The organism is Bosea sp. (in: a-proteobacteria) (assembly GCF_023953965.1).
Taxonomy (GTDB): Bacteria; Pseudomonadota; Alphaproteobacteria; order Rhizobiales; family Beijerinckiaceae; genus Allobosea.
In genome coordinates this window covers 2911847-2934810 of sequence record NZ_JAMLIX010000001.1, presented here as the reverse complement: position 1 = coordinate 2934810, position 22964 = coordinate 2911847, and the positions used below count along the sequence as shown (strand labels likewise).

The following is a 22964-nucleotide window of genomic DNA, read 5'->3' as shown; positions in this document are numbered from 1 at the left end:
TGGGCATCGATAGCCATGAACTCGGAAGCACTGGCCCGCGCCGTCGCTGCCTACGATGAGGCTCGCTGCACCATGTATGGACGCAGGAACGAGCCGAGGATGAGCGATCGCAACCGCGAGACGATCGCGCCGATGATCCTGGCGGCAGTCAAAGCCTATCTGCTTGCTGCCGCCCCGACATCAAAGATCGTCCCAATCAAGCCGACCAAGGCGATGATGGACGCCGTTGATGCCGCTTACGATGCCTTTGAAGCCAGCGCTGATGGCGCATGGTGCGGAGCCGCCTCGGTCTACGCCGCAATGCTCGACGCGGCGCCGGCTCTGGAGAGCCGACCTGTAGCACTCGCGGATGCACACTCTAAAAATCCCCCGGAGGCAGAGCATGGCTGAGAAGATGACGAAGGCTCAGAGAGAGTTGCTTCGCTATTTCGCGGAGAACGATGGCTCGAAGTATCGCCCTGCTGGGTTTGCCAAGGTGACGCTGGACCGCCTTTTGACGGGCGGACACCTGCGGGCGGAGAAACCGACGTTTGGCATGACCCGCCACTTCATCACCGAAGTCGGACTCCGCGCCCTCGACGAGGCCACCCATGACCGGTGAGATGGTGAACGCGAACGCGCTCGATGCGGCGATGACCGCATATTCAGAACAGACGCAGGGGCAGCCAGATCGTCAGCGGCTGTCTCGAGCAATCGTTGCCTACATCAGTGCGCTCCCGGGCGCCCCTGCCGAGACGCCGGGGGTAGGCGCAGATTTGACCGCCTTCGTCGACCACTGGCGTGACCGCGCCCTAGCCGCAGAAGCCGCGCTCGCTGCGGAGAGGGAGCGGGTCGACCAGCTTCACGCCACGATCAGAAAAGCTCACGTCGCCATGACGATGGCTTGCGCCCTGCCCGGAGTTGCCAGCGAATACGACTTCTCGGAAGCTATCGCCTCAACCGAAGCGACGCTTGCTCGACGTGCCGCAGCCATACGGGCGGAGGAGTGACCATGTTCCGCCACCCCTCCATCCAGCTTGCAGCGGCCTTCATGGCTCTGGTGCTGGTGGCGTCGGGTTGCTCCCGAGAACAAGCCCGTTGCCAATCGCACAAGGTCTCGAACGGCGAAGTCACGGAATGCTCAAGTGAGTGAGCAACGCCGGTCGTTCATAGCCCGCTGGTGGCTGCTGATCCCGATGGTAGCCGGCGCGGTCATCTGGTGGGCCGTGTTCTTCGGCCAAGCTCGGAAGCTCTGGTCTGCGCTGTTTGGCTAAAGCAGAGAGGCTTGCGCCGGTCGGTCCTCTTCGTTGCTGTCGCCATCCTTCTTCACGCCGCGAGCGACGATATCGAGCGAGCCATCGGGTAGCGGCCGCTGCAGTCCCCTCGCCTGCTCCCATGGCGCGGTCATCCAGGTCTCGCATTCCTCTTGCGTCGTCAGAATTACCGGCATGGCCTTCGGGTGGATGGCCCCGACCTCGGCATTCGGATCGGTCGTCAGGAAGGCGTAGAGGTCGATCGTTTCCTCTCCGGTCTTGATCTTCCGCACGCTGGTCCACTGGCGCGCCCAGATGCCAGCGAAGAACGCCGTTGGCCGGTCTTCCCAGAACGCGAACCAGATGTCGCCGCCGGCGTCGCGGTTGAATTCCGAGAATGAGTTGAACGGCACGAGGCATCGGCTTTCGACCCCGAGCCACCGCTTCCAGTGCGAGCTCGACGTATTGCGGACGTTGGTTGTGCCGCCGTCTGGCTCCATGCGAAGCAGCAGATCGAAATCGACCGGCTTGTTCTTCGCCCTGAGCTTCTCCGCTCGCTTCGTTGCAGCGTCGAGCAGCGCCTTCTTCGATGACGGCATGCCCCAACGGGTCATCGCCAGCCGTGGGCCGCCCTCGTCATTCCGCACGATCGGCGCAGAATAGTCCGGGAAGATGCCTGGCAGCGGCGGCACGTTCACGCCGGCATCGTTGAACTTGGCGAAGAGCTTGCGCATCGCCTCGACGTTCCGGGTGTGGCTGTAGAGATTGCACATGGCTGGAGCCTATGCGGGTTCGTCGGGGGCGTACAGTCTGAGCTCCGTCCAGACGCCTTGGAGCTCGGGCCAGCGCGCGGCAAGGGCCTGATCGGCCGCCCTATGGGCGTCTCCCTTGACCATCGCAATGTCGAACCACTCGCCTGGGCCAGCCTCAGGGAACCCGGCGATGTCCCAGCCCTCGACCTCCCAATCAGCAGTGGCCACGAGGTCAGCAGTGACGCCCGCCGCCGCGAACGCCGCTTTGGCCGCGGCAACTGCAACTGAGGCCTGTTCATCGCTGAGCGGGACACACAGCATGGTCTCGCAATCAATCCGCAGAACCGACACGACGACGTCGGGGCTGCCGGCCGTGCTCTGCTGGTAGCTGGTCATCCTTGCCTCCCTCGATCAGGTTGAGCCCGACCATCGACGGCGGCAGATCGGGTGGGTCGGGCCTTCGCAGATCCGGGCAATAGCCGCCGCATTTCATCCCGTATTTCTGAGGCCGCCGCGTTGGGTTCCATGGCGCCCATTCGCAACCTTTGATGAACTCGATCACCAGATGCCCCACGGTCGCATAGGCGCCGTATTTCTCGGCGTAGACCGCCAGGCGCACATCGCCTCCGCGCCGGCAGAAATGGCAGCGCATCCGCACCACCACCCACGGGAAATCCCGCAGCATCGTTCCTTCGTCGGGAGGCTTCATCGCTCATTCGGCCTCACGGACAGGCCGCGCTCCCTGCGAGAACAGCCCACGCAGGAAACCGCGCGAGCAGGATCGATCGGCATCCAATGCCAGCCGCTCACTTTCCGACAAAAGCACGAGATAACTGCGCGCCAACGCGCGGAAGGCCGCGCGCTCGAAGCCCTCATGCTCCTCGATAAGGTCTTCGATCAGGGAAGTGATTTCAGCATCAACCGACGTGTCCTCGGCCTGCTGATCGGCGGGTTGCGCTGACATCGCTTGCGTCCTCGAAAATGAGAACGTAATGAGAACAAACCAGCCCGAGGAGTCAAGCCATGGCCAGCGTCGAAACGTTCTTCCTCCAGCCGTTCAAAACCCATCGGAAGCGGCTTGTCCCCGGCCAGCGCGTGCTCGCGAAGACGAAACATCACGCTTTGAATGAAGGCGAGCGCCTGGGGAAAACCGCTGAAGGCGTGGCCGTCATCCACGTCACCGCCGATGACGAAACCGGAGAGGTCAGCGATCTCGCGGTGCTAGCGCGCCACGGCGCGATCCCTGAGGAGTTCGAGGAGCAGATCAGGGCGCTATGACGATCAACCTCACCCTCAGGCGCACCTACAACGACCACCCTCGGCCCGAGGACAACGACAAGTTCTGGTCGGTGGATTGCGACGGCTATTACGTCGCCTCGTTGGTGCTGGTCCAAGGCCCTGCAGACCAGCCGCCAGACTGGCAGTGGAACTTCCACCTCCATCCAGGTCGGCATGGAAACGGTGTGTCACAGGCGACGCCGCTCAGCGGGCGCGCAGCGAGCCGTGATGCGGCACTCCCTGATATCCGCAGGGCTATGGAGCGCTATCTCGAATTCATCGGCCCGGATGGTTGGGCTGCGCACGTCAACCACATGGAGTGGTTGAAGGAGCGCAAGGAGGCTACGCGACGTCGGGAGAATCGGGCATAGCCGACCTCATGCCCTACCCGCCGGACAACCCGCCACACGTCTTCTCCGTCCTCGCCGGCCGGGAAGTCTCGACCTGGTCGGAAGAATGGAAGCTTGAATGCGAGGTACGCTTCCTCGCCGGCCTGCCGCTTCGCGAACGGAACGATGCACTCGATGGAGTGAAGGACGGCCTTCGAGGCATGAAGAGCATCAGAGGCGACGCTGCGGTCGCGCGCCTTCGGGCCGAGATTGATCGTTACGCGAGCCTCAAGCGCCCGAACTGATCCTGTGCGGTGCATGCCTAGGCCGCGTCATGGATGCTCCGCCGCGCCATTCCGGCGTTAGGAGCACGACCATGAAAAATCCGGTGTCCCCGTCGCAGATCGCGACCAGACTTCGCCAGATTTCCCAAGATGCAGAGACCGCCCGCAAGGCCGGCGACATCGCGGCTCTCCAGCGGGCCCTCGCCCGCGAGACGGATCTGCGCCGCCGCGTTTACGGCAAATCCTGAAACGAAAAAGGCCCCGCCAGCGGAGCTGACGGGGCCAGTAAGAGGTGCGAGGTGTCTCGCTCAGAGAACGCGACGAATATCTCTCAGGTTCCGCGACGACGTCGCGCTGGAGCGGTCGCTTCCAAATGCTTGATCATCTCCTGCGCCATGAGTTCCGCGCGCCTGACGACCTCGGCGTCTTCAGCCCGCTCCTGGCTCAGCAGCACCATTTTCTCTAGAGCTGTCGCTATGCGCTCTGCAGCAGCAGCAGTGCGAGCCTGAGCCGCGGCGAGATCGCGGATCGGCTGCATGTCGGCAATCGACAGACCGGGAATGATGCGGTCCCCGGTCGCTGTCGTGGGGCTCTTCAGCTCCTTCAAGTACTTCCAGATGCCCAGGACGCCAATGCCGACACCGGCGACGACCGTGGCGACGATGTTCTCGGTGGTGAGTGCGCTAGCGTCCATCCGATACGGCCTTGTCCATGCCCGCGGCGTCCTTCATCGCCGCCACGATGTTCATCGCGTCGAGCACAAGCAGGCCGGGGTACACAGCAAGGCCAGTCGTCGCCGCATCGGAAGCCCAGAGGCCGAAGCTGATCTGGAACCAGAGAAAGCAGGTCAGGAAGGACGCCAGAGCCCGCACATGCGGCGACCAGCGTCCATACCACGTCCCGGCGAAGGTGCCGTTGATGATGAGCGCCAGCAGCCGGAATGCGCCGATGCAGATCGCAAACCACCCCCACGCGCTTTCGCTCATCATGGCCGCCATCTGCGACCATGCCTTCGATTGCGCGAAGACTGGGGCAGGCCCGACCAGAAGCCCCCCCCAGCCGATCATGATCCCCGCAAGCACCCACTCCGAGCGCCGGGCGGGGAAGTGATCGGCGATGCCGAGGTAGAGCCGCGTCGGCAGCGGATGGTTGCGGTAGGACATCGGTCAGCCTCAAAATCGCGTCGTGACGGACGGGTCTTCGACCTTGCGAGCGATCTCCGGCGTGGTGACGATCTGCGCCACCTCCGGGAGCGCGGCCGCCGACGCGACGATGCCGGCCTTGCGGCGGATGTAGAGGCTGTAGAGCGTCGTGATGACGTTCATCAGCAGGCCGACAATGATCTCGGCCGAGCCGGCGTCGATCAGCCCCTTGGTGACGAGCGCGGCACCGGCGCTCTGCAGGAGCGTGCGGACCAGGCTCCAGAATTGCTCCATCGTGAACATCGGTCAGGCTCCTGCGGCTGCGGTCTGGACGGTGATACCGGTTGCCTTGCCGGCGGCGAGGACGGCCTCATAGGCCTTGGCGGCGGCAGAGAGTGCGGAGGCGACGTCGGCCGGCGGGTTGTCGCAGACCGAATTGACGGCCGCAGCGGCCTGCCGGGCCAGCGCCTGATGCTTCTCGGGCGCGAAGATGCTGGCGCCCATCGCGACGGCACGAAGTCCGCCGCAGTAGCGCGAGAACTCCTCAGAGGCCTTAGCGACCTTGGTGTCGTATTTGGTCTGGCCGATGACCTTACCGGCGCCAGAGGCGATTTCGCCCCAGCCAGCCGCGGAGGTCTGCGAGACCTGATAGCCCCGCAAGGTTTCCGTGCAGCCGGCGAGTGCAAGCGTTCCCATGCCGACGAACACGATCAAGAGGCGGCGCGCCAGAGCAGGCGCGGAGCAGATCGCGACCACCGCAAGGGTGATCGCCACGGCGATCGTCGGCAGCACCATGAGGCTGAGCTTGTTGGGGTCGCCGCCACCGGTGAATGGCCCCGAACCGGCTCCGGCAAAAGCCGAGGACACAGCGAAAAACAGCGACGCGCAGGCGAGCGCCAGCGCCGCGAAGATGCGGTTCATGATGATCTCCATGGTGATGATCGGAATGGCGGCTGGACCGGCCGCTACGGGGAGCCCCCCCAAATGGGAGGTGTCGCAGAGTTATCCGTCCGGTTGCCTTGGGTGGGGGCGACAAGGACGGGACATGAAGAGATCGCTGGAGTGGAAACTCGCGCGAGAGCGAGCTTTGGCAAAACGCGTGCGGGAGCAGAAGGAGCAGCGCGCAAAACATGGTGAGCAAGAGCCTGAGCCGGTGAACTCCACCGAAATCGAGGCAAAGAGGGCGGTGCGAAAAGACAAAAGCAGGCGTCGGGCCGGTTGGCCCAACTCTTGAACAGAGGGGCGCGAAAAGTGGGGAGTGGCGTAGCGTGAACCCGAATGAAACAGACGAGACCGAGATTGGCCGTATCCGGATCAGCGATCGGACCTTTATGGGACTGATCTATACTGTTCAGGGTCTTTGGATAGCGACGTTGGCCGGCGGCGGCGCCTTGCTGGCGCTGAGGGCCTTGCGCGTGAATTAAGCCTCGTTTGTCGAGACCGGCGCGCCGGACGCGCTCAGCAGCACCCGGCTGGTCGTCTGCTTCGGATAGGTGGCGGGCCAGCGCATGCCGAGCAGGCGGGCCTTGTCGAGCCGGGCTATCGTGATCGCATCGGACTGGTTGCCACCGAGCACATGCAAATAGCCCTGCGCATCCTCGCCGGCGTAGAGCCCGACATGGCCGGAGGTGCCGGTCTTCGAGCCGCGCCAGAAGACCAGGATGCAGCCGAGCGCCGGCTCATCCAGCCCGACGCCGAACTTCAGCCAGTTGCGGGCGAGGTACGGGTTCACCGGCTGCGGCTCGTCCGGCAGCGTCAGCGCCAGACAGGTCTGGATCGCATCGCCGCACCAGGGCAGCTTGGCCGGGTCGCCGAGCGTCTTGCCGTCGGCGCGCAGCCACGCCATCAGGGCCGAGCGGCTCTTGACCTCGTGCAGCCCCTTGCGGCGCAACAGCTCCTCATACCAAGGCGGCGCGACTGGCCCCCGCGGCACGATGGAAACCGGCGGCTTGCGCGCCACGACCAGCGCCCGCTTGAGCGCTTCCCATGTATCGGGACCGGCGAGCCCGTCGACATGAAGCCCGGCCGAGCGCTGGAAAGCCGTCACGGCGTTGCGCGTCTTGACGCCGGCAAAGCCGTCGACGCCCTTCGGATCGAAGCCGAGCGAAAGCAGCGCGGCCTGCACCTCGCGAGTGTTCATGACATTGCTCCGGATGTGAAAAAGCCCGCCGAAGCGGGCTGAAAGCGACCTATCGCGTCGGCGCGAGGTCAGAAATAACCGGCTTGGATCGCCACTGGAGTCGGGCCCCTCGATGGCGGCCTTCGCGCGCTGTTGGGTCGCCTCTATCTCCCGGACTGAATTCTCGGTGTTGACGGATACTAAAACCTTTGCGAGAGGCCTCTGATGAAAAAGCCTGTCATCCTAGTCGTTGCTGCCGTTATCTTCGCAGTCGGCGCTGCCGCAGCGGCTCGCTATGGGTTGAAGCGGTACCGCGTACAAAAGCCGCTGGTTGAGAACGTCGTGTTCCCAAAGGCGCAAGAAACTCCGAGGCGCGCCGGCCTCACGTTGACCTATTCTGGAAATCACTTTTCAACGTTCGCGCGCGACGCAATCTTTACGTTTGCCAAGTCTAGCCATGGCGGCCCGGAACTGTTGAACGTTCTGAATACCTATCTTGCGCCGGGCGACCAGTTGCGCATCGAGGACAACGAGCTCTTCGATTTTGAAGCCGGCACGACGTTCTTGAAAGTCACGCGTCTGTCAGACTCCGTCACTGGTTACGTTCCATTAGAAACAATCGTCGGAGAAACTACGCTTGAGGGGGTTACGGCTATCCCATTCGAGAGATCATCGCTTCTACCGACACTCAACATCTCACGCGCCGCGATCGATGAAGCACTCGCGACACTAAACGACGGCGATTACGACAAGGCGTTTTCCGCTGGCGAGGGCAAGGGCATACACCCGGTTATCGCAGGGACCACCGCTATGGTGCCATTACTTGGGGCGTTCACCTCAGAGTGCGTCGCTGCTTGCCGGACGAATGCCCAAGCTGCCGGACGGCGGTTCTTTGATCTTTATGGGTTCCCGAAGGCTAGTAGATCAGCGATAGGAGCAGCATGGGCCTATGAATTTGACTGGCCGATGCACTGGGGAATTACCCTCAAGGCGCCCTGGTACAGTGGCTATGCCAATTCGGTGATGGCGCTGAACGCCGCCGCCATGTTCAAGCTAACAGGAGAAGAGCGCTACCGAGATCTTGCCAGAGACGCCGTGAAATGGCTTCTGACGCCAACCTCTCAAGGCGGCGCCCTCTATATCTCTCAGAACCGAGAGTTCATCGCCGAGTACGCGTATGCACCGGGCGTACCGAATGTCCGCGTCTTCGACGGTGAAATGAAGTCGATCCTGAGCCTCTACAATGTCGCAGTCATCCTTGAAGATGGCGCACTCCTTCGGCGCTCGTACGAGCTTTCGGAGAATTTTGCGACGATAACTGCGATTTTGCAAACCGGCGACGGCCTGATCGTGAACGCTCGCTACCCATGGCTGGTGGATTCGCCAGGATACACCTCACTAATGAAACTCTGGGCCAGCCAATTGAGCGCTGTCAGCAAGAACGATGTTCTAAGGGCGGCGGCGGCCAAATGGCGGAAGGCGAACGCCGTTTGGGAGTAGCGGCGAGCGCGTTTGAACAATCGTCTTTGAGCCATCCGGCGTCCTGACGATATCTGAAGCATGAATCTCGAGAGAACGAACTCCCAATGATCAGGCCCCCAATGCCGCATTTGCAGTGGAAGTCATCGCTCAAGGCGTTTTTTGACGAAAGAGCGGACGGCATCGGGCCAGCCCCGACCACCGAGGATCTCTGCTTCATTGCTGGTCGAGATCCACGTCTCTGGGCCGACATCGCCCTCTATGAGGATCTCATCGAGAGCATTGTTTGCCATTGCGCTCTCGACGGCACATCTAACGCTATCGAGGTAGGTTGCGCTTCCGGCTTCCTCGCGCGGGGCATCGCTCCACGGGTGAGCAGATTCCACGGCGTGGACCATGCACCTCAAACGATCGAGGTTGCCCGCCGACTTGCGCTGCCTAATGCTGCATTCTCGGTCAGTGAGGGAAGTAAACTGGCGTTTGATAACTCCTCTTTCGACGCCGCCATTTGCTATGACGTGTTCACCAATTTCCCGACCATCGACGACGGCGCGCCGCTAATCCGCGAAATGCTACGAGTCGTGAAGCCTGGTGGTCGAGTGCTAGTAGGCTCGATTCCTGACAGCGACCTTCGCGATCGGTATCAAGAACGAGTTGACGAGGTTCAAGCCGAACTGCACGAAAAGCACGGCCCGGTTGCCGAGCGGCCTGCTCGACAGACTGACGGAGTTCTGCGGCAATTTCTGAAAAAATTCAGGAGAGAGAAATTATCCGAGGCGCCGGTGATCGTCGGGTACTACTTTCGCCGCGAGGACTTTACGGAACTGGGAGATGCGCTCGGCGCCAAGACGGAAATATCGCAAGTTCACGGCAAGAATCCGTACAGCGCCTTTCGCTTCAACGCCATCTACCAAAAGCCGCTTGAATAAGCGGAACTGCGTGAAGGGGGGCAAATGAACAGCGTTACGAGCACCGATTTCTCTCTAGACCTTATCAATTCGGCGCTGTCAGTTGCCGAACGGAAAAGGATTCGAAATTTTGATAGGCCTCAGCTTCGCCCAGTTGTGGTTGTTGGCGCTCCTCGCAGCGGTCACACGCTATTCTCTCAATTGCTCGCGGCGAGCGGAGCATTCGGGTTCATTTCGAATTTCACGGCCCGATTCTGGAATGCCCCGGTCTTGGCGGCCGAGCTCCAGCGCTCTCTCGGTCTATCCGAAGCGCCGGTTTTCACCTCGGATCATGGCCGCATATCAGGGTGGACCGCACCGCACGAAGGTGGGCGCTTTCTACAGCGCCTTATCAAGCTTGGGGAAACGCATGTAGCCGATGAACGCCCTGCCGCTTCAACTGTTTCCGAATGGCGCAGCGAACTAGCGGCTCTCGAAGATTTCCATCAGCGGAACGTGATGCTTCGAAATGTGATCTACGGACTCAACCTGCCGATCCTCTTCGAGGCCCTTCCCAATGCATTGATCGTCGTATGTCGGCGAGACCCGCTCTACCAAGCACAATCGATCTACGAAGCGCGTATCAAGGGAGCGGGTGCAGATACCTGGTGGAGCGCCAAGCCGGCCAACTCCACCACCTTGATGAACCTAGAATGGCCCCAGCAGATCGCCGGCCAGATTGCTGGCTGCTACGAAGCTATCGATAAGCATAGAGCAGCATTCAAAAACAACTTCATCGATATCTCGTACGAGGCCTATTGCGCGAACCCACAAGATCAGGTTGCCGCCGTACTGGGCGCAGCAGGGATTGCGGCGCCAACCAACTCTCTTCCGAGCATCGTTTCTACGAACACGAAGCGAGAGCCAGACGATGTAATAGACCGCCTCCACCAGGCTCTCTCAACAACGGGCCTCTAAATCGCGCTACGGCTCGATCTCCTCGAAGGTGATTGACGTCGCCGTCTCGGTCGGCAGGAAGCCGACATCTGTGCTGTTGGGGTTGACGACCGCATTCCATGACACGCCGTCGTTGCGCCCCAGCGCGATCGTCCATGAAAGCGAGCCGGCAGCGATCCCAGCGAACACCTTTCGGACATTGGCGGCCGGACGCGCCTGCGTATTGTCGTTTGCCGAGAGGACGGCCTGAACGGAATTCGCGCCAAAGCTCGCGCGGATCACACCAGCCGTGTTCGACGTCGCATAGGTATTCGACGACATCGACACGATCAGGTTGCTGCTGCCGCTTTTCTTCGTGTAACTGCCCGACTGATAAGTGACGAATCCCGTCCCAGATAGTGAAGCACGAGCAATGAAGCTGGTTTGCTGCACGTTGAACGGGCTCTTTTGAAGTGCCAGATCGCTCGGCAAGAAGGCCATGACGCGAATGTTCGTGCCGTCGTGGACCGTCCGATAAAGCGTGCCCGCGACCAGATCGCCAACAGCCGGATCGGTGCCGTCGCGCTTCTTGACGCGCTTGTTGCCTAGCGTCGAGACGTTCGCGTTGACAGTCGTGGAGGTGTTTGTCGCTGGACAGACGATATCGAGGGGGAGACCGAAGCCATAAGCCAGTGGGGCGAGCGGCGGCGTAACCACCCAGGCGTTTGCCGTGCCGGTGGCGACGGCGTAATTCATCTGCTGCTGGATGGTGCGACCGAGGCGATCGAGATCGGCGTCATCGACGGTTAGGCCCGCCGCCGTCATAGCTCGCGCGAGCTGACCCGTTACCCACCACTCCAGCCAGTTATCCAGATCGCGGTCGAGAGGGCCGCAAGGATAGCCGCTGGTGAGCTCTGCGGAGGGCGCGCGACGGGTCGCACTCGCCCCGAATGGCAAGGAGATATTGGCCATTATGGCTCCTCAGATCAGGTGCAGGTGTAGGTGTGAGGATCAGCCGGGCAGAGCCATTCGGCGCTTTCGCAATAGCCAGACCAGCCGGCACCATAGCCCGCGATCGGGCCGGTCCCGAGATGAACCCGTCCACGAATGCCAGGCGCGACCGGCAGCACTCGAAATGCGATCGGCAACTGTGCCGTCTCATCCGCAGTCAGAGCGCGCCCGGGGGCGATAGTCACTTGGCCGACGCGGCTGTCGATAACCGAAGCAGTCGAGCCCCAAATGTGTCTTGCCGCCGCCTGCAGCGAGGCGAGATCGTACAGCCCGAGCATCTGGTAGCGCCGGGCCTTTGCGAAGCCGCGAAAGGTCTCGTCGTCATCGAGGCACAGCGTGCTCGAGCCGAGCGGAGGACAATCGAGCCAGGTCGAGCCTGGCGCGCAATACCCGACAAGATTGAACGGGCCGGTGTAGCTACCGCCACAGTCGTAGCCGACGACATCAGGTACATCGCAGACGCAGTGGCAGCGCTGGAAACCGAGCCATTTGCCGATAATCGTGAGCTGATCTCCGCCCGCGCTGTCGATGTCGAAGTATTGAGGAATCAGGCATGCGGCGCGCGCCGCCGCTTCGGTCTCGCCGAGATAGGCGCGCACGAGCGACAGGAATTTCGCAGCCTCGCGGTACTGAGTGGCGATCTTGTCGAGCTCCTGCTCGACGAGTGCACCTGGTTCGATGCAATCGAAGATGCCGACGATATCGAAGCGCCAGTATTCGCTGTCGAACGTGACCTCTTCGTTATCGAACGTGAACATCAGAGCAGCGCCGCCGCGCGCCAGATCTCGCCGCGCTCCGCCTCGCTGAAGCCGAGCAGCGCGCCGAGAGCCGGCGCGAGCGGGTGATCGAATTCATAGATGGTCGCGGCCGACAGCAGCATGCGGGCGGGGAATCTCGCATCCTCGGGAAGCTGGTCGACAGCCGTCTCCACAGCCGCCGGCAGGTCCCCTCGCGCGGCCCGGGCAATGGCTTCCGCCTCCGTGATGACGCCAAGGATCGCGAGCTGCTGCGCGAACTGGCGATCGGAGATCGCGGCCGGCACAGGCTCGGCCTGCGGTGGACCATCCGACACGGACAGCATAGCCGCCCCGCCAGCCCAGGCAGGGTCAAGCCGCGCGCCGGTCAATGTCTCATCACCGGCGGTAATCCGGCCGGTTTCGCGCTCGATCTGCGCGATCTCACCGGGCAGATCGGCGGTCGGCGCCAGCAGGAAGAAGCCCGGCCGAACCCCACGCTCTGCGATCAGCGCCGGCTGGCCGTCGTCGCCGGGCGCGCCGAACTCGGCCTCGGACGTGACGAGCACGACTGGCAGGACATCGCCGGTCCAGCTCGCCTCGCTCCGGAATTCTGGCAGCGCGGCGCTCGCGACCGCCTCGTCTGCGAAATGAAGGAGATGGTCGATCATAATCAGCTCCATGCCGCACCGGAGAGAATGGGCAGCTTCGCGTTCGACAGACGCTGCGGGTACACGAGCAAGCGGCGGATGTGGCCCATATAGCCGGCGCCGCCGCCGCTCGACCGGCCGACGAAAAGCGCGGTCGCTGCCGTGACGGGCATGGGGCCAGAGCTATCTGTTCCGACCGCGCCAGCCGCAAACGACGCAGCAAAGTCGTTGAGCTTGGAGGCCAGGACGAGACGCGCGACCGAGCCAGCGGTATAAGCTCCGGCACTCAAATTGGCGGAGACCGCCGCTGCGGATACGACGATGATCGTGGCCGCATTGCCCCCCAGATATGTGCCTATCCGGTTGTCGTACGTTCCGTCGCCGATCTCGGCGAGGGAAAGGATGCCGCCAAGCACGGTCGTCGAGAATTCAACCGTGAGGGTCGTCTCGGTCGCGCTCGTCCAGGCACCAGCCGCCAGCGTCAGAACGTCCGCCGCCCGTGTGACGGCCGATGCGCCGGTGATAATCGGGCTGGACTTCGCGTTGCCCACCTCGAGTTGCCATGTGCCCGTGTCGACCGAGTCGCCGATGACATTGGCGCTGCCCTGATCGCGAACATAAACGCGGCAGACGACTGCGGTATGGCCCGAGTTATTGTTGGCGAGGGAGATGCTGAACCAGTAGAGCCCGCCGCCGCAATCATCGAGCGTTGGATTGCCGGAGCCGCTGATGGTCTTGGTCGACCAATTGATGGTTGCGACCACCTGCTCGAAGGTGCCGCCAGTGTAGTAGAGATTGATCGCGCTCGTGGGCGTGTTTCCCTGACGAATGAACCCGCTGAAAGTCCGCACCAAACTATCGTTCGGCACTGTGAAGCTACCATCGATGATGCAGGTGTTGAAGCCACCGTTCACGGTCGAAGTGTACCGCGACATTGTCATCGTGCCGTCAGGAGACGCCGCAGCATTCGCGGTGCGGCTTACGTCTATTAGGCCGATGCCCGACAGCGAGACGTTGTTGGTGACGAGGTTCGTCCGCGCCTGCGTTTCCATGAGCAGGCCTCGCGGTAACCGTGAGACAGGATCGTATTCCAGCCGGGGGACGTTGTTGGCGGCGGTCTTCATGAGACCGTCGCTGTCGAAATAAGTCCCGGTCGAGGCGCGTGAGAATGCCGAGACCCCGCCGAGCGCCGTGATCATCGTCATGATCGACGCCGTGATCGCGCCCTTCGATGCGAAGTGAACCCCACGGATAAAGTCGAGGATCAGGCTCGGCTCGTCCAATACGCCGGCGGCAGCCAGCGCGCGCTCCAGCCGGCCCTTCTCCGCGATGGCGAGGATATCCGCCGAATTCGGCGCGCCGGCGCCAGCAGCGCCTTCCGGCAGGCCGAGATTGAGCGTGTAGTTCGGCGCCGTGCCGGTCAGGGTCGCGGTCGGGTTGGCGCCGGGCGCGAGCTTGGTCACCGGGCCGGCTACGAGGTTGAGGCCGGAAAGGTTGTCCACCGCGGCGAAAAGCTCGGCGAAGTCCTGATTGATCTTGCCGCCGGCCACCCGCGCCGGGTCGCCTTTCTTGTCGCCTGGGTATTGGCCGAGAATGATTGGGTGCTGAGCCATCTACGCCTCAAACCGGAATGATGGTGATGCGATCGGCCGAGACGGCCATGATCTCGAAGAAGGTGAAGGCCACCGGCACAACGCCGACTGCGGCCGGGCTGCGGCTGGCGCGAACAGCGGCGACCCGCACGTTCGGATAACGGCTCTCGATTGCCTGCCGGACAAGGAACTCGGTCAGGTCCTGACCATTGCGCGGGCGAGTGGCGCCCGTCAGCGATTGAGCGAGGCCTGCGGCGATGGCGAGCGCTGAAGGTGGCGGGCAGCCGTTGCGATCAGATTGCGCCTCGACGTCGACCTCGATCGTGACGTTCACCACCGCCGGCCGGACGATCTTGATAGATCGGCAAAAGCCCTCGATCGTCGTCTCCAGGGTCGTGTTGCCATAGGTCCCGATGCCGGGGACGACATAAGCGCGAACGGTCTTGGCGATCTCGTCGTCATCGCCGCCAAGGATGGCGACGGCGACGCTGTGGGCGCTGATCCCATCGGCGTCCGCAACATCGCCGTCATTCACATAGGTCTGGACCCAAACGCCCGCGATGGCCGACAGCGCCTGCGACAGGTCGCTCATGTCGATCCGGGCGCGGCCGGCGTTCGTGATCGCCTGCCGGAAGTCGATCTCGCTTTCGCCCGGCGCACGCTCCAACAGACGGAGCTTGGCGATTCGATCGAGATTGACGCCTTCCGCCTGATCGGGGTCGAGCGCCTGATATACAGAAAGGGCGATCTCCCAAAACGTCGCGGCGAGATCGGCATGCAATCCGTTCAACTGACCGAGCGGCGACTGATCGGTCTGGGTCACGCCCGGCCCGAAGGTGGCGACATTCGCCGCCTGAATTTCCGCAAGGATCTCCGGCAGCCGCTTCAGAACGAAGCCGCTCGGGTCGACGCCATAGGCCATCGGAACCTCTAGAACTGGATGTCGATGATGTCGTCGAAGACGGTGGTGACCTGGCATCGCTCGATGCGCAGGCCGCGCGACGCACGGTCATAGAGCGCGCTGAATTCGAGGATTTCCGAGACGCCGGGCGTCGCCGCGATCTCGGCCTTGATGATGCTCTCGGCAAGCGGGAGCTCGGAGGGCGGCCGGCCCAGGACGTATTTCGTCCACTCGACCCCGGCATCCTCGTTCAGAAACCATTCGCCGCGCCAGAACATGAGGCGCTGGCGGATGTGCTCGCCGATCGCCTCTGCGTCGTAGACCAACATCGGCGAGCCGGTCGCATCGAGGCGGAGATCGTTGTGCGGCTGGATCGACAGCCCGACGAAATCAACCATGGATCGCATCCAGTCGGGCGATGATCGCATCGGCCGCCGCCACGAACGGGCTGTCCAGCGGCGCGCCTGTGTTGGTGTGGTTGCGGAAGACCTGCGCCAGATCGCGGATGATCTGGAACAGGCTGTCGCCGTTCTCGCCCTTCAGATCGACCTTTCCGGCCGCCGAGACAGTCAGCTTGTCCGAGCCATTCGGCCCGCCGACGATCGCCGAGGAGCCGCCTGCCCTCGCCTGCAGCCCGCTCTTGCCGTCCGAACTGCCGTAATGGGCGCCGCCGGCCGGCATATTTGTCATGATCTTCGAATCCTCGCCGCCGCCTGGATAGGCGATGGCGTCGGAGAGGTCATGCATGCGACCGGGCGAGCCGTTCGTGTCGGTGCCGTCGGTCTGGCTCTTGTCGACGCTGCGCTGGCGGAAGTGGACGGTGACCGGATCGCCGGGCTTCAGGTCGACATGGACGCCGAACCCGCCGCCGTTCTGCTGGACGACCTTGATCTCCTGCAGCGGCGGCGCCTTCAGCGTCTTGTCGCCGAACTTGCGCTCGAGCTTCGGTTGGATCGTGGCGCGCTGGGTGGCCCGGTCATAGGATACGATGGTGCCGTCCAGCGTCGTATTGATCTCGCGGCGCTCCGCCTCAGTCGCGGCGAACAGGCCCTCGACCGGGTTCTTGCGCGTGGATGTGCCCTGGTGTCCGGCCATTACTTCACGACCTTCCCGCCCTCGACGCGGCTGCCTTCGGCCTCGACGTAGAATTCCTCGCCGCGGGTAGTGCCGCTGTAGGTGACGTCGGAGACCCGGAAGATGCCGCCGCCCTGGTCGGTCTTGCGCTTGTCGCGCCCGCTGCCCTCGTCGAGAAAGTCGGAGCGCACGTCGATCTGGCGGCCGGGCGCGATGTTCGGGTTCAGCAGCGCCTTAATCTTCACGCCCTTGTCGGTGATCTCGGGGATCGACAGCATGCCGGTTTCGCTGGAAAGAACCGTCGTCCCCTGAAGCACCTGATCGTTCTTCACCGCCTCGACCTGGCCGTTCTGGATCGACCAATAGAATCCGTGCTCGCGGCCGATCTTGTCCATCTCAGACCATGACCAGCCGAACAGCGTGACCGGGCGCTTGTAGGCGGGGAGATCGTCGATCCCCTTCATCTCGCCCTTCGTGGCGCCGGGCATCTCGTCGGCGAGGTACTCGACGATCTGCTTCGGCTTCGTGCCGGCCGGGAACGTCTTCGACACAGCGCCCTTGCTGAACGCCTCGTCGCCATCGCCGCATTCCATCTCGGATTTGACGTCCGCGGTTTCCTTGGTGTGGGTGACGTCGCGGATATTGCCCTTGAAGATCGTCGAGAGCGGCCCGCCCTTGTATCCGACCTTAAGCTCGATTTTGTCGAACTCCTCGCCGAGCTGCTTGCGGTGGCTGGCCGTCAGATTCCAGATCGCGATCGTCGCCGTGTTTTGCTTCGAGCCGATGCCCTTCGAGACGCTGAATTCGATCTTCAGGTCGCGCACGACCAGGTTGCCTGCCTTCCCCGAGACCGTGACCTCGGCCACCCTGCCCCACTGACGCACGCTCACGCAGCCACCTCGGCCGGGTCGTAGTGAAATAGGCGCACGCGGCCAGACGGCAATTCGGTCCGGCCTGGCTCGACTTCCTCATCCCCCCATGGCGCGGCAATCAGGCTGCCGATGCCCAGGTTGAATGGTTGGAGGAGATCGACCCCAAGGACGATCTTGCGTCCGGACAGGACGCGAATGCCCTCCACGTCGAGATCGAATGACCAGCGGCCCGCCCAGGTCGAATAGTTCACGACGAAGTCGCAGCGCTTGCCGGCGAGCGTGGTCGTGAACGCCTGTGACGGCGCGTCGATGATGGTGATCTCGCGATATGCCATGGCCTTAATCGACGGCGATTGCGTCGCTCAGCACCTTGTCGGTGCGGGTGGGGATGCTCTCGGTCGTGCGCGCGGCGACCTGGCCGCGCTTGGTCGTGCCCTGCGCCTTGTCATCCGAGCTCGACCCACCGCCGCTGCTCTCGGTGTTGACGATCACGACCTCCTGCAGTTCGGCCTCGAACTTCAGGACGCGGGCGTTCTCACGGTCGCGGGTCGCCGTCAGCCGCTTGATCAGCATGTTCTGATAGACCTTCAACCCCGTGACGAGGCTGAAGGGCTCGGCCGTCGACTGGACGTCGAGCAACTGCTGGAACGATGCAACGGCGCGCTCGCCGGCAATGGCCGATTCCAGCGTCACCCGATACGGCAGACGCCAGGCATGATCGCTGATCTTGGCGCCCTTCTCGACCGGATGCTCGGCGATCTCCATCTCCGACTCGTGCTCTTCCGAGATCACGACATCGACGAAGACGCCGCCAATCGAGCGGCTGACGAGGATGCAGGTCATGGCGCGGTCAGCGCTCCGGTGGAGGTGTTGGCGCCCTTGGTCGAGATGGCCCCGAGGACGGCGTTCTTCACCGCGGAGGCGACAGCATCAAGGCCGGTGGCCTGAACGGTAATGCTCGGCGAGATCGTCCGCTGATCGTTGCCGATGTTCTCGTATTTCCGGTTGTCGGTCGACTGCTCGGCCGTCTTCTGGAGCTTTGCGGCGTTCGTCTCGGGCGATAGAAGCTGCTTGAAATACTGGAGCAATCCGCCGGAGCCGAACTGCTGCTCGGCATCGGCCCTGCCCTGCTCGCGACGCTTGCGGGCGCGTTCGGCTTCCGACTGGCGCCCAGCGTCGAAGCGCTTCTGCGAGAGATCGACGGCCTTATCAATCTCAGCTTGGGACCGCGGCGTGCTGAAGGCTTCCGCACGCCGACCTTCGCGCGCCAATTCCAGGCGCGCATCCCGTTCCGGCTTCGTCTCGGCGATGAGCCCGGTCGCCTTGCCGAAAGCGAGTATCTTGTCGAGGAAGCTATTCAGCGGCGGCAAGACGTGCACGGCCAGAGCTGTCCCTAGCTCAGTCAGGCGGTCCGTGGTGCCGCTTATGATCGAGGAAACTTTGAGGCCGGCCTCGATGGCCTGTTTTGCGACGTCATCCTGTCGAGCCTCCGATGAATTCGACGTTGTCGGAAACAGGCTGGCGGCCTTGGCCACGAGTGCGGGCAGGTCCTTCAAAGCGATGCTATCGAGCAGTACCCGCAGCCGGCCACCGATGCCGGCGTCTTCGGCGAACTGCTCCGTCTTCTGATCTGCGGCGAGAGCCTTCTTGCGCAACGCCGCCGCCTTGCGGGGCGACTTGGTGGCGATGGCATCTGCCTCCTTCCGAAGGCCCGCAGCCTGCTCCGTGGCGCGCTTGTAGGCCTGGAAGATGTCCAATGCGACGGCAGCGCTATCGCGGCTCTTGCCAGTCTTCGGGTCGACGTCGAACGACTTGTCGATGCCGAACCCTTGGAACTTTTTCTTCACCTCGTCGGCGTCCTCGCCACCCTTCCGCACCGACTTGGATATCTCGTCGATGGCTCCGACGACCTTCTTCGCCTCTTCCTCGAAGCCGTCACCGAAACCAGCCACACGCAAGATATTGCCAAGTGTTTCCAGGTTCTGGCCAGTAGTGCCCATCTCTTTGGCCGTTAAGACGAACTCGCGCCGCGCCTTGGCGGAACGGACACCGGCGATGACGAAAGCCGTCCCGACCAGGGCCACTCCGGCAGCGACGCCAGCTGCAACCGTGATGAGCCGGGCGAAGACACCCAAGATGGTACGAAGAGCTGTGCCGAGCCGAGAGACACCCGTCGCCGCCACAGCCGTGCTGCGGTTCGTCGCGATCAGCGTCTTGCTCGTCGAGGCGGCGCTTTTCTTCGTGCGCTCGAACTCCTTGCGCGCCGCCCGTAGCTTGTTCAGACCCTCGACTTCGAACCCGAGCTTTGAAACGAGTTCTTCGAGGATCATAGCGTCTCCTATTGCCGGTTCGGGACGAACTCCGCTTCACGGATCGTCAGGCCACCGCGGAAGTCCTCACGGAGGGTTACTTTAAACTTGAGTGTGCCTTGGCACTCAGGTTTCGCCGGGGTCATCGAAGCGCGGGAGCAATTCCGCTCGAGGTGATAGATCATGCGCGGCGTGATGCCTTCGGCCGCCAGCTTTGCGCCGCCCGTTCGATCTCGCACGAGGCCACCGCCGACTTCTGAGAAGCCGAAGACGGTCACGCCCTCAACTCTCACCACATCGCCAGCCAATCGACCGCGATTGGCCTCGAGGTCGGAAAAGGTGATTGCCTTCTCCTGCGCCGCGGCGGGAACAGCCGAGAACAACAATCCAATTGTCACGACCGCGCGCATCCTCACCTCCGTTTTCGGCAGGATGACGCCAGGCGAGAGATTCGGAAATGGGATTATCGCCCCGGGCGTCCCGTCTGCTCCGCCGCCTTCGCAGCCAGATGCTCCTTCAGGTCGAGCACCTCATGCAGGTCGGCGATGTCGTCGATCGTCAGGATAGTCTTGATTTCGCCGAGGGAGCAGAGCGGCGGATCGGCCATGGCCGGGCGGAGGAGCCATGCCCGCTTGTCGAGGTTGGGAGCGACGGCGCGAACTTGCGATGCCGAGAGGCTTACGCCTTGGCCGCCTTCAGGAGGACCGAGCCCGCGCCGTCGGCGAAAAAACCGCCGAATTCCGTCTTAATGGCGAACTGCGCGGTCGCGATCAGTTCCTGGAGATCCATCATGCCGGGCGTGGCCTCAAGGCCATCGACCATGCAATGCCCGACCATCTCCAGGATGAAGCCCTTCACCTCGGGCACGTTCATGTTCTTGGCGAACTTCAGGAGCCCGACGATTGCCAGCTTGTCGCTCTCGCCATCATCCGCCGTCAGAACGGCTTCCAGAAGCGTATCGCCTTCGCCGAGAAGCTGGAGCAGCCGGAGCATAAGGTCGAGCGCTTGGTCGCCCGGAAGCCGGTCATATCGGACGTGCCTGCCGTTGATCTTCTTCTCAGCCATGAGGCTTCCTGCGGGTTATGGCGCGGATGCGGTCGCTCTCGCGCGCGTGGTCATAGGCTTCGCGGACGGACGTCGCGGCGGCTTTGATCTGGCCGCGCACCGCCTTGCCGGCGGCATCTTTCAGCGCCTGGCGCGCGGCTTGGCATTTGGCGCAGGCCATGGGACGCGAGCTCCGAAAATCCCGTTGCAGGCGCGCGACCCATGCGCTTCGATGCAGCATGGACAAAGACACAGCCGAACGCCTCGACCGACTTCATATGGAGGTCTCGCAACTGCGCGAGATGGTGACGATCCAGACCGTCATCCTCCAGGCGCTGGCGCTGAAAGCGGGGATCGCGCCCCAGACGATGATGGCAATGAGCCCGATCCCCATCCCGGCGCCCGACGAGCTGATGGCCCGGCTCAGCCCGAAGACTTAGGCCGCCGGGTTGTAGGTGATGTCGTTCTCCTGCCAGCAGTTGCAGAAGATCTGCCATTCGCGCTCGGTGGCGGTTCCGCCCCAGCTTTTGGACGGCTCCTTGATGATGACGGCCGACGTGCAGCCGCCGCCCTCACCGGTCGCGGTATCGCGAACCGCGACGCGCAGGAGCCGGGTAGAGCCCATGCGGCGGGCCTTCACCCACTTCTCGAAATAGGTGTTGGCCGCGGAGTTCGCCTGCAGCTTCACGGTCAGCAGCGCGCTCTGGTCGGAGGTGAACGACACGATCGTCGAGCCATCGGCTCCGGTCATCGGCGTCCCGAGATCGGTCTGGCGCTCGACGGTGATGACGTCGTCGCCCTCCCAGAGGCCGATCACCTCGCGGTCGTCGACCGTGAAGGACACCATGTCCTTCCCGTAAATGGTCAGCGGCTTGCAATCCACGGCCATGGGTCAGGCTCCCTTCAGAACCGAAGCGTGATCGAGGCCGAGGCGTAGTGGATCGCGCCGGCGTAACGGAAATTGACCTTGATGTCGGGCGCGATGCGCTGGCGGCGCTGAGCGGGCGGAATGTTCTCCACCCGATCGACGCTGATATCGTATTCAGGCAGCACCTCGGTATCGTCGTCCCCGAACTCGGCAGCGACGATGCCGGCGGCCACCGCGCGACGCATCACGCTGTCGACGGTGTTGGTGAGCATCGCCACGCCGACGTTGGTGAACGGAACCCGGGCATTGTTCGCAAGCGTCGAGAGCAGAGCCTCACGCATGCGGGCGACGATCCAGTCCGAAGCGTGGATCTCGTCGATGAAGGCGCCGGAAGCGACCGAGCCCTCGACGACCATCGGAAGGCCGCCAATGTCGACATAGGTGTTGGCGAAGTGGCCCTGCGCGGGATCCAGACCAATGCCAGGCACGAAGCCGGTGATCGCCTGGACGACCGCCGAGCCCTTGTTCAGGACCGAGATGCCGGCGAGCTTCTTGAACTTGGCCGTATAGGCGTTGCCCGAGTTGATATCGCCGCGTTGGGCGGCCTGCAGGTTGCCCCGGTCGAGATCGCGGGTCGCGCAGTAGGCGAGCAGCGCCAGGGCGCCGTAAAGCGCCGTGTCGGTGTGATAGAAGACGAAGGAGCGGTCATAGCCCTTCGACTTGATGTATTCCGCAACCGAGCCGCCGAACTGCGGCGAAGTGGCGGTATGCGTGCCGCTCTGCGTGCCTGTCGTCGTGATCGCGGAGCCGCCAAGCGTGGCCGAAACCTGGAACGTGTTCGTCGCCTGGTTGACAACATAATACGGCGTGCCGGCGGTCAGGCCGGTCGGAAGCGCGCCCGAGGTCGTCAGGATGACCTGGTTGCCGTTCTGCAGCGTGTGGCCGGTCCAGGTGATGACGCCCGGGCTGGCGATCGAGATGGTGACGGTCGCGGTCTTGTCCGGCTCGGCGGCGGCCGCCTCGGTGGACGTGTCGTTCGAATCCAGCCCCATCAGCACCGGCTTCGTCTCGGCCCAGACGGCCGCAAGCTGCTGGTTGATGGTGTCGCGGATCTCGGCGGTGAACCCGATCCAGTAGAAGTCCGGGTCGGCCGCATAGATCGCGTCGAGCTCGGAGGTGATCGAGTTGGCCGGGTTGCGATAGCCGATCTTGATCTGACGCGGGCGCGGGTTCTGCGCGAACATCGCCTGCGCGGCCTTGTAGGCAGCATCGGTCACGATGAAGTCGGCGCCGACCTCGGTCATGTCCGCATAGATCTTCGTGCGATGGGTTGCATCGAGGATGCCCGCCACCGTTGCCGGCTGAACGATCAGCGCGACCGAAAAGCCGGTTGCGACGGCGAAGCGATCCTGCCGCGTCAGCGAGACGTCGACGACGCGGGAATAGGGCAAGCGCGTCATACGCGGGCTCC

The 22964-nt window shown here is 63.1% G+C and carries 37 protein-coding genes; 11 read left to right on the top strand and 26 right to left on the bottom strand.

Annotated elements, in window-relative coordinates; all coding sequences use genetic code 11:
- Nucleotides 1-99 precede the first annotated feature (99 nt).
- From M9917_RS13890 to M9917_RS13880, 3 genes are read left to right on the top strand one after another with little or no spacing between them, the layout of a single operon-like run.
- Nucleotides 100-390 (top strand): hypothetical protein, encoded by a 291-nt coding sequence (locus M9917_RS13890; protein WP_297254462.1) that lies wholly within the window; start codon nt 100-102, stop codon nt 388-390.
- Nucleotides 383-601, top strand: a complete 219-nt coding sequence (locus tag M9917_RS13885) for a hypothetical protein (protein ID WP_297254461.1) — start codon at nt 383-385, stop codon at nt 599-601. Before M9917_RS13890 ends, M9917_RS13885 begins: the two co-directional genes overlap by 8 nt.
- Nucleotides 591-989, top strand: coding sequence for a hypothetical protein (locus M9917_RS13880; protein WP_297254460.1), 399 nt, complete (start codon nt 591-593; stop codon nt 987-989). Before M9917_RS13885 ends, M9917_RS13880 begins: the two co-directional genes overlap by 11 nt.
- Nucleotides 990-1249: 260 nt before the next feature.
- On the opposite strand, the gene M9917_RS13875 is transcribed toward M9917_RS13880, so the two are convergent.
- Genes M9917_RS13875 through M9917_RS13860 form a run of 4 tightly spaced genes read right to left on the bottom strand, consistent with a single transcriptional unit; the run spans nt 1250 to nt 2948 of the window.
- On the bottom strand, nt 1250-2005 hold the full coding sequence (locus M9917_RS13875) for an SOS response-associated peptidase (protein ID WP_297254459.1): 756 nt from the start codon (nt 2003-2005) through the stop codon (nt 1250-1252).
- A 9-nt stretch (nt 2006-2014) separates the two neighbouring features.
- Nucleotides 2015-2380 (bottom strand): hypothetical protein, encoded by a 366-nt coding sequence (locus M9917_RS13870; protein WP_297254458.1) that lies wholly within the window; start codon nt 2378-2380, stop codon nt 2015-2017.
- The gene (locus M9917_RS13865) at nt 2316-2693 is read right to left on the bottom strand and encodes a hypothetical protein (protein WP_297254457.1); all 378 of its coding nucleotides are present in this window, start codon (nt 2691-2693) and stop codon (nt 2316-2318) included. Before M9917_RS13865 ends, M9917_RS13870 begins: the two co-directional genes overlap by 65 nt.
- Before the next feature lie 3 nt (nt 2694-2696).
- The gene (locus M9917_RS13860) at nt 2697-2948 is read right to left on the bottom strand and encodes a hypothetical protein (protein ID WP_297254456.1); all 252 of its coding nucleotides are present in this window, start codon (nt 2946-2948) and stop codon (nt 2697-2699) included.
- Between the two features lie 59 nt (nt 2949-3007).
- Between M9917_RS13860 and M9917_RS13855 the strand changes: the two genes are divergently transcribed.
- From M9917_RS13855 to M9917_RS13840, 4 genes are all read left to right on the top strand, one after another.
- Nucleotides 3008-3262 (top strand): hypothetical protein, encoded by a 255-nt coding sequence (locus tag M9917_RS13855; protein WP_297254455.1) that lies wholly within the window; start codon nt 3008-3010, stop codon nt 3260-3262.
- The gene (locus tag M9917_RS13850; protein WP_297254454.1) at nt 3259-3633 is read left to right on the top strand and encodes a hypothetical protein; all 375 of its coding nucleotides are present in this window, start codon (nt 3259-3261) and stop codon (nt 3631-3633) included. The genes M9917_RS13855 and M9917_RS13850 overlap by 4 nt, the downstream gene beginning before the upstream one ends.
- A gap of 8 nt (nt 3634-3641) precedes the next feature.
- A complete protein-coding gene (locus tag M9917_RS13845; protein ID WP_297254453.1) occupies nt 3642-3896 on the top strand; it encodes a DUF7696 family protein in 255 nt (84 codons plus the stop codon).
- Nucleotides 3897-3967: 71 nt separating this feature from the next.
- On the top strand, nt 3968-4123 hold the full coding sequence (locus tag M9917_RS13840) for a hypothetical protein (RefSeq protein WP_297254452.1): 156 nt from the start codon (nt 3968-3970) through the stop codon (nt 4121-4123).
- Between the two features lie 83 nt (nt 4124-4206).
- Here the strand turns inward: M9917_RS13840 and M9917_RS13835 are convergent, their stop codons facing one another.
- From M9917_RS13835 to M9917_RS13815, 5 genes are all read right to left on the bottom strand, one after another.
- Nucleotides 4207-4569 (bottom strand): hypothetical protein, encoded by a 363-nt coding sequence (locus M9917_RS13835; protein ID WP_297254451.1) that lies wholly within the window; start codon nt 4567-4569, stop codon nt 4207-4209.
- Nucleotides 4559-5038, bottom strand: coding sequence for a hypothetical protein (locus M9917_RS13830; RefSeq protein ID WP_297254450.1), 480 nt, complete (start codon nt 5036-5038; stop codon nt 4559-4561). The genes M9917_RS13835 and M9917_RS13830 overlap by 11 nt, the downstream gene beginning before the upstream one ends.
- Nucleotides 5039-5047: 9 nt before the next feature.
- The gene (locus tag M9917_RS13825) at nt 5048-5320 is read right to left on the bottom strand and encodes a Pam3-gp28 family putative phage holin (RefSeq protein WP_297254449.1); all 273 of its coding nucleotides are present in this window, start codon (nt 5318-5320) and stop codon (nt 5048-5050) included.
- Nucleotides 5321-5323: 3 nt separating this feature from the next.
- A complete protein-coding gene (locus M9917_RS13820) occupies nt 5324-5938 on the bottom strand; it encodes a hypothetical protein (RefSeq protein ID WP_297254448.1) in 615 nt (204 codons plus the stop codon).
- A 499-nt stretch (nt 5939-6437) separates the two neighbouring features.
- Complete coding sequence (locus tag M9917_RS13815) at nt 6438-7157, bottom strand: NlpC/P60 family protein (protein WP_297254447.1); 720 nt, start codon at nt 7155-7157, stop codon at nt 6438-6440.
- Between the two features lie 204 nt (nt 7158-7361).
- Here M9917_RS13815 and M9917_RS13810 point away from each other — a divergent pair, with 204 nt between their 5' ends.
- From M9917_RS13810 to M9917_RS13800, 3 genes are all read left to right on the top strand, one after another.
- Nucleotides 7362-8636 carry a D-glucuronyl C5-epimerase family protein gene (locus tag M9917_RS13810; RefSeq protein WP_297254446.1) on the top strand — a complete coding sequence of 425 codons (1275 nt, stop codon included), beginning with the start codon at nt 7362-7364 and terminating at the stop codon, nt 8634-8636.
- 101 nt (nt 8637-8737) lie between these two features.
- The gene (locus M9917_RS13805; protein WP_297254445.1) at nt 8738-9544 is read left to right on the top strand and encodes a class I SAM-dependent methyltransferase; all 807 of its coding nucleotides are present in this window, start codon (nt 8738-8740) and stop codon (nt 9542-9544) included.
- Nucleotides 9545-9568: 24 nt separating this feature from the next.
- Nucleotides 9569-10480 carry a sulfotransferase family protein gene (locus tag M9917_RS13800; RefSeq protein ID WP_297254444.1) on the top strand — a complete coding sequence of 304 codons (912 nt, stop codon included), beginning with the start codon at nt 9569-9571 and terminating at the stop codon, nt 10478-10480.
- Between the two features lie 6 nt (nt 10481-10486).
- Here the strand turns inward: M9917_RS13800 and M9917_RS13795 are convergent, their stop codons facing one another.
- The 15 genes from M9917_RS13795 to M9917_RS13725 form a co-directional block, all read right to left on the bottom strand.
- Complete coding sequence (locus M9917_RS13795) at nt 10487-11410, bottom strand: hypothetical protein (RefSeq protein ID WP_297254443.1); 924 nt, start codon at nt 11408-11410, stop codon at nt 10487-10489.
- 14 nt (nt 11411-11424) lie between these two features.
- Entirely contained in the window at nt 11425-12207 is a 783-nt protein-coding gene (locus tag M9917_RS13790) for a baseplate wedge 1 family protein (RefSeq protein ID WP_297254442.1), read from the bottom strand.
- Nucleotides 12207-12752, bottom strand: coding sequence for a hypothetical protein (locus tag M9917_RS13785; RefSeq protein WP_297254441.1), 546 nt, complete (start codon nt 12750-12752; stop codon nt 12207-12209). The genes M9917_RS13790 and M9917_RS13785 overlap by 1 nt, the downstream gene beginning before the upstream one ends.
- A gap of 104 nt (nt 12753-12856) precedes the next feature.
- Nucleotides 12857-14446 carry a phage head spike fiber domain-containing protein gene (locus M9917_RS13780; RefSeq protein ID WP_297254440.1) on the bottom strand — a complete coding sequence of 530 codons (1590 nt, stop codon included), beginning with the start codon at nt 14444-14446 and terminating at the stop codon, nt 12857-12859.
- A 7-nt stretch (nt 14447-14453) separates the two neighbouring features.
- Nucleotides 14454-15347, bottom strand: coding sequence for a hypothetical protein (locus M9917_RS13775; RefSeq protein WP_297254439.1), 894 nt, complete (start codon nt 15345-15347; stop codon nt 14454-14456).
- Between the two features lie 8 nt (nt 15348-15355).
- On the bottom strand, nt 15356-15724 hold the full coding sequence (locus M9917_RS13770) for a contractile injection system sheath initiator (RefSeq protein ID WP_297254438.1): 369 nt from the start codon (nt 15722-15724) through the stop codon (nt 15356-15358).
- The gene (locus tag M9917_RS13765) at nt 15717-16421 is read right to left on the bottom strand and encodes a Gp138 family membrane-puncturing spike protein (protein WP_297254437.1); all 705 of its coding nucleotides are present in this window, start codon (nt 16419-16421) and stop codon (nt 15717-15719) included. The genes M9917_RS13770 and M9917_RS13765 overlap by 8 nt, the downstream gene beginning before the upstream one ends.
- On the bottom strand, nt 16421-17290 hold the full coding sequence (locus M9917_RS13760) for a phage protein (protein WP_297254436.1): 870 nt from the start codon (nt 17288-17290) through the stop codon (nt 16421-16423). Before M9917_RS13760 ends, M9917_RS13765 begins: the two co-directional genes overlap by 1 nt.
- The gene (locus M9917_RS13755; RefSeq protein ID WP_297254435.1) at nt 17287-17607 is read right to left on the bottom strand and encodes a phage baseplate plug family protein; all 321 of its coding nucleotides are present in this window, start codon (nt 17605-17607) and stop codon (nt 17287-17289) included. The genes M9917_RS13760 and M9917_RS13755 overlap by 4 nt, the downstream gene beginning before the upstream one ends.
- Before the next feature lie 4 nt (nt 17608-17611).
- A complete protein-coding gene (locus M9917_RS13750) occupies nt 17612-18115 on the bottom strand; it encodes a phage baseplate protein (protein ID WP_297254434.1) in 504 nt (167 codons plus the stop codon).
- Nucleotides 18112-19602, bottom strand: coding sequence for a hypothetical protein (locus M9917_RS13745; RefSeq protein WP_297254433.1), 1491 nt, complete (start codon nt 19600-19602; stop codon nt 18112-18114). The genes M9917_RS13750 and M9917_RS13745 overlap by 4 nt, the downstream gene beginning before the upstream one ends.
- Nucleotides 19603-19610: 8 nt before the next feature.
- A complete protein-coding gene (locus tag M9917_RS13740) occupies nt 19611-19991 on the bottom strand; it encodes a hypothetical protein (RefSeq protein ID WP_297254432.1) in 381 nt (126 codons plus the stop codon).
- 53 nt (nt 19992-20044) lie between these two features.
- Nucleotides 20045-20188, bottom strand: a complete 144-nt coding sequence (locus M9917_RS13735; protein ID WP_297254431.1) for a hypothetical protein — start codon at nt 20186-20188, stop codon at nt 20045-20047.
- 71 nt (nt 20189-20259) lie between these two features.
- Entirely contained in the window at nt 20260-20646 is a 387-nt protein-coding gene (locus tag M9917_RS13730; protein ID WP_297254430.1) for a phage tail assembly chaperone, read from the bottom strand.
- A complete protein-coding gene (locus M9917_RS13725; RefSeq protein WP_297254429.1) occupies nt 20639-20806 on the bottom strand; it encodes a hypothetical protein in 168 nt (55 codons plus the stop codon). Before M9917_RS13725 ends, M9917_RS13730 begins: the two co-directional genes overlap by 8 nt.
- Nucleotides 20807-20864: 58 nt before the next feature.
- Between M9917_RS13725 and M9917_RS13720 the strand changes: the two genes are divergently transcribed.
- Nucleotides 20865-21065, top strand: a complete 201-nt coding sequence (locus M9917_RS13720; RefSeq protein WP_297254428.1) for a hypothetical protein — start codon at nt 20865-20867, stop codon at nt 21063-21065.
- On the opposite strand, the gene M9917_RS13715 is transcribed toward M9917_RS13720, so the two are convergent.
- Both M9917_RS13715 and M9917_RS13710 read right to left on the bottom strand, forming a co-directional pair.
- A complete protein-coding gene (locus M9917_RS13715; RefSeq protein WP_297254427.1) occupies nt 21062-21514 on the bottom strand; it encodes a phage structural protein in 453 nt (150 codons plus the stop codon). The genes M9917_RS13720 and M9917_RS13715 overlap by 4 nt on opposite strands.
- 14 nt (nt 21515-21528) lie before the next feature.
- Nucleotides 21529-22953: a DUF3383 family protein gene (locus M9917_RS13710; RefSeq protein ID WP_297254426.1), complete on the bottom strand. Its 1425-nt coding sequence runs from the start codon at nt 22951-22953 to the stop codon at nt 21529-21531.
- Between the last annotated feature and the right edge of the window lie 11 nt (nt 22954-22964).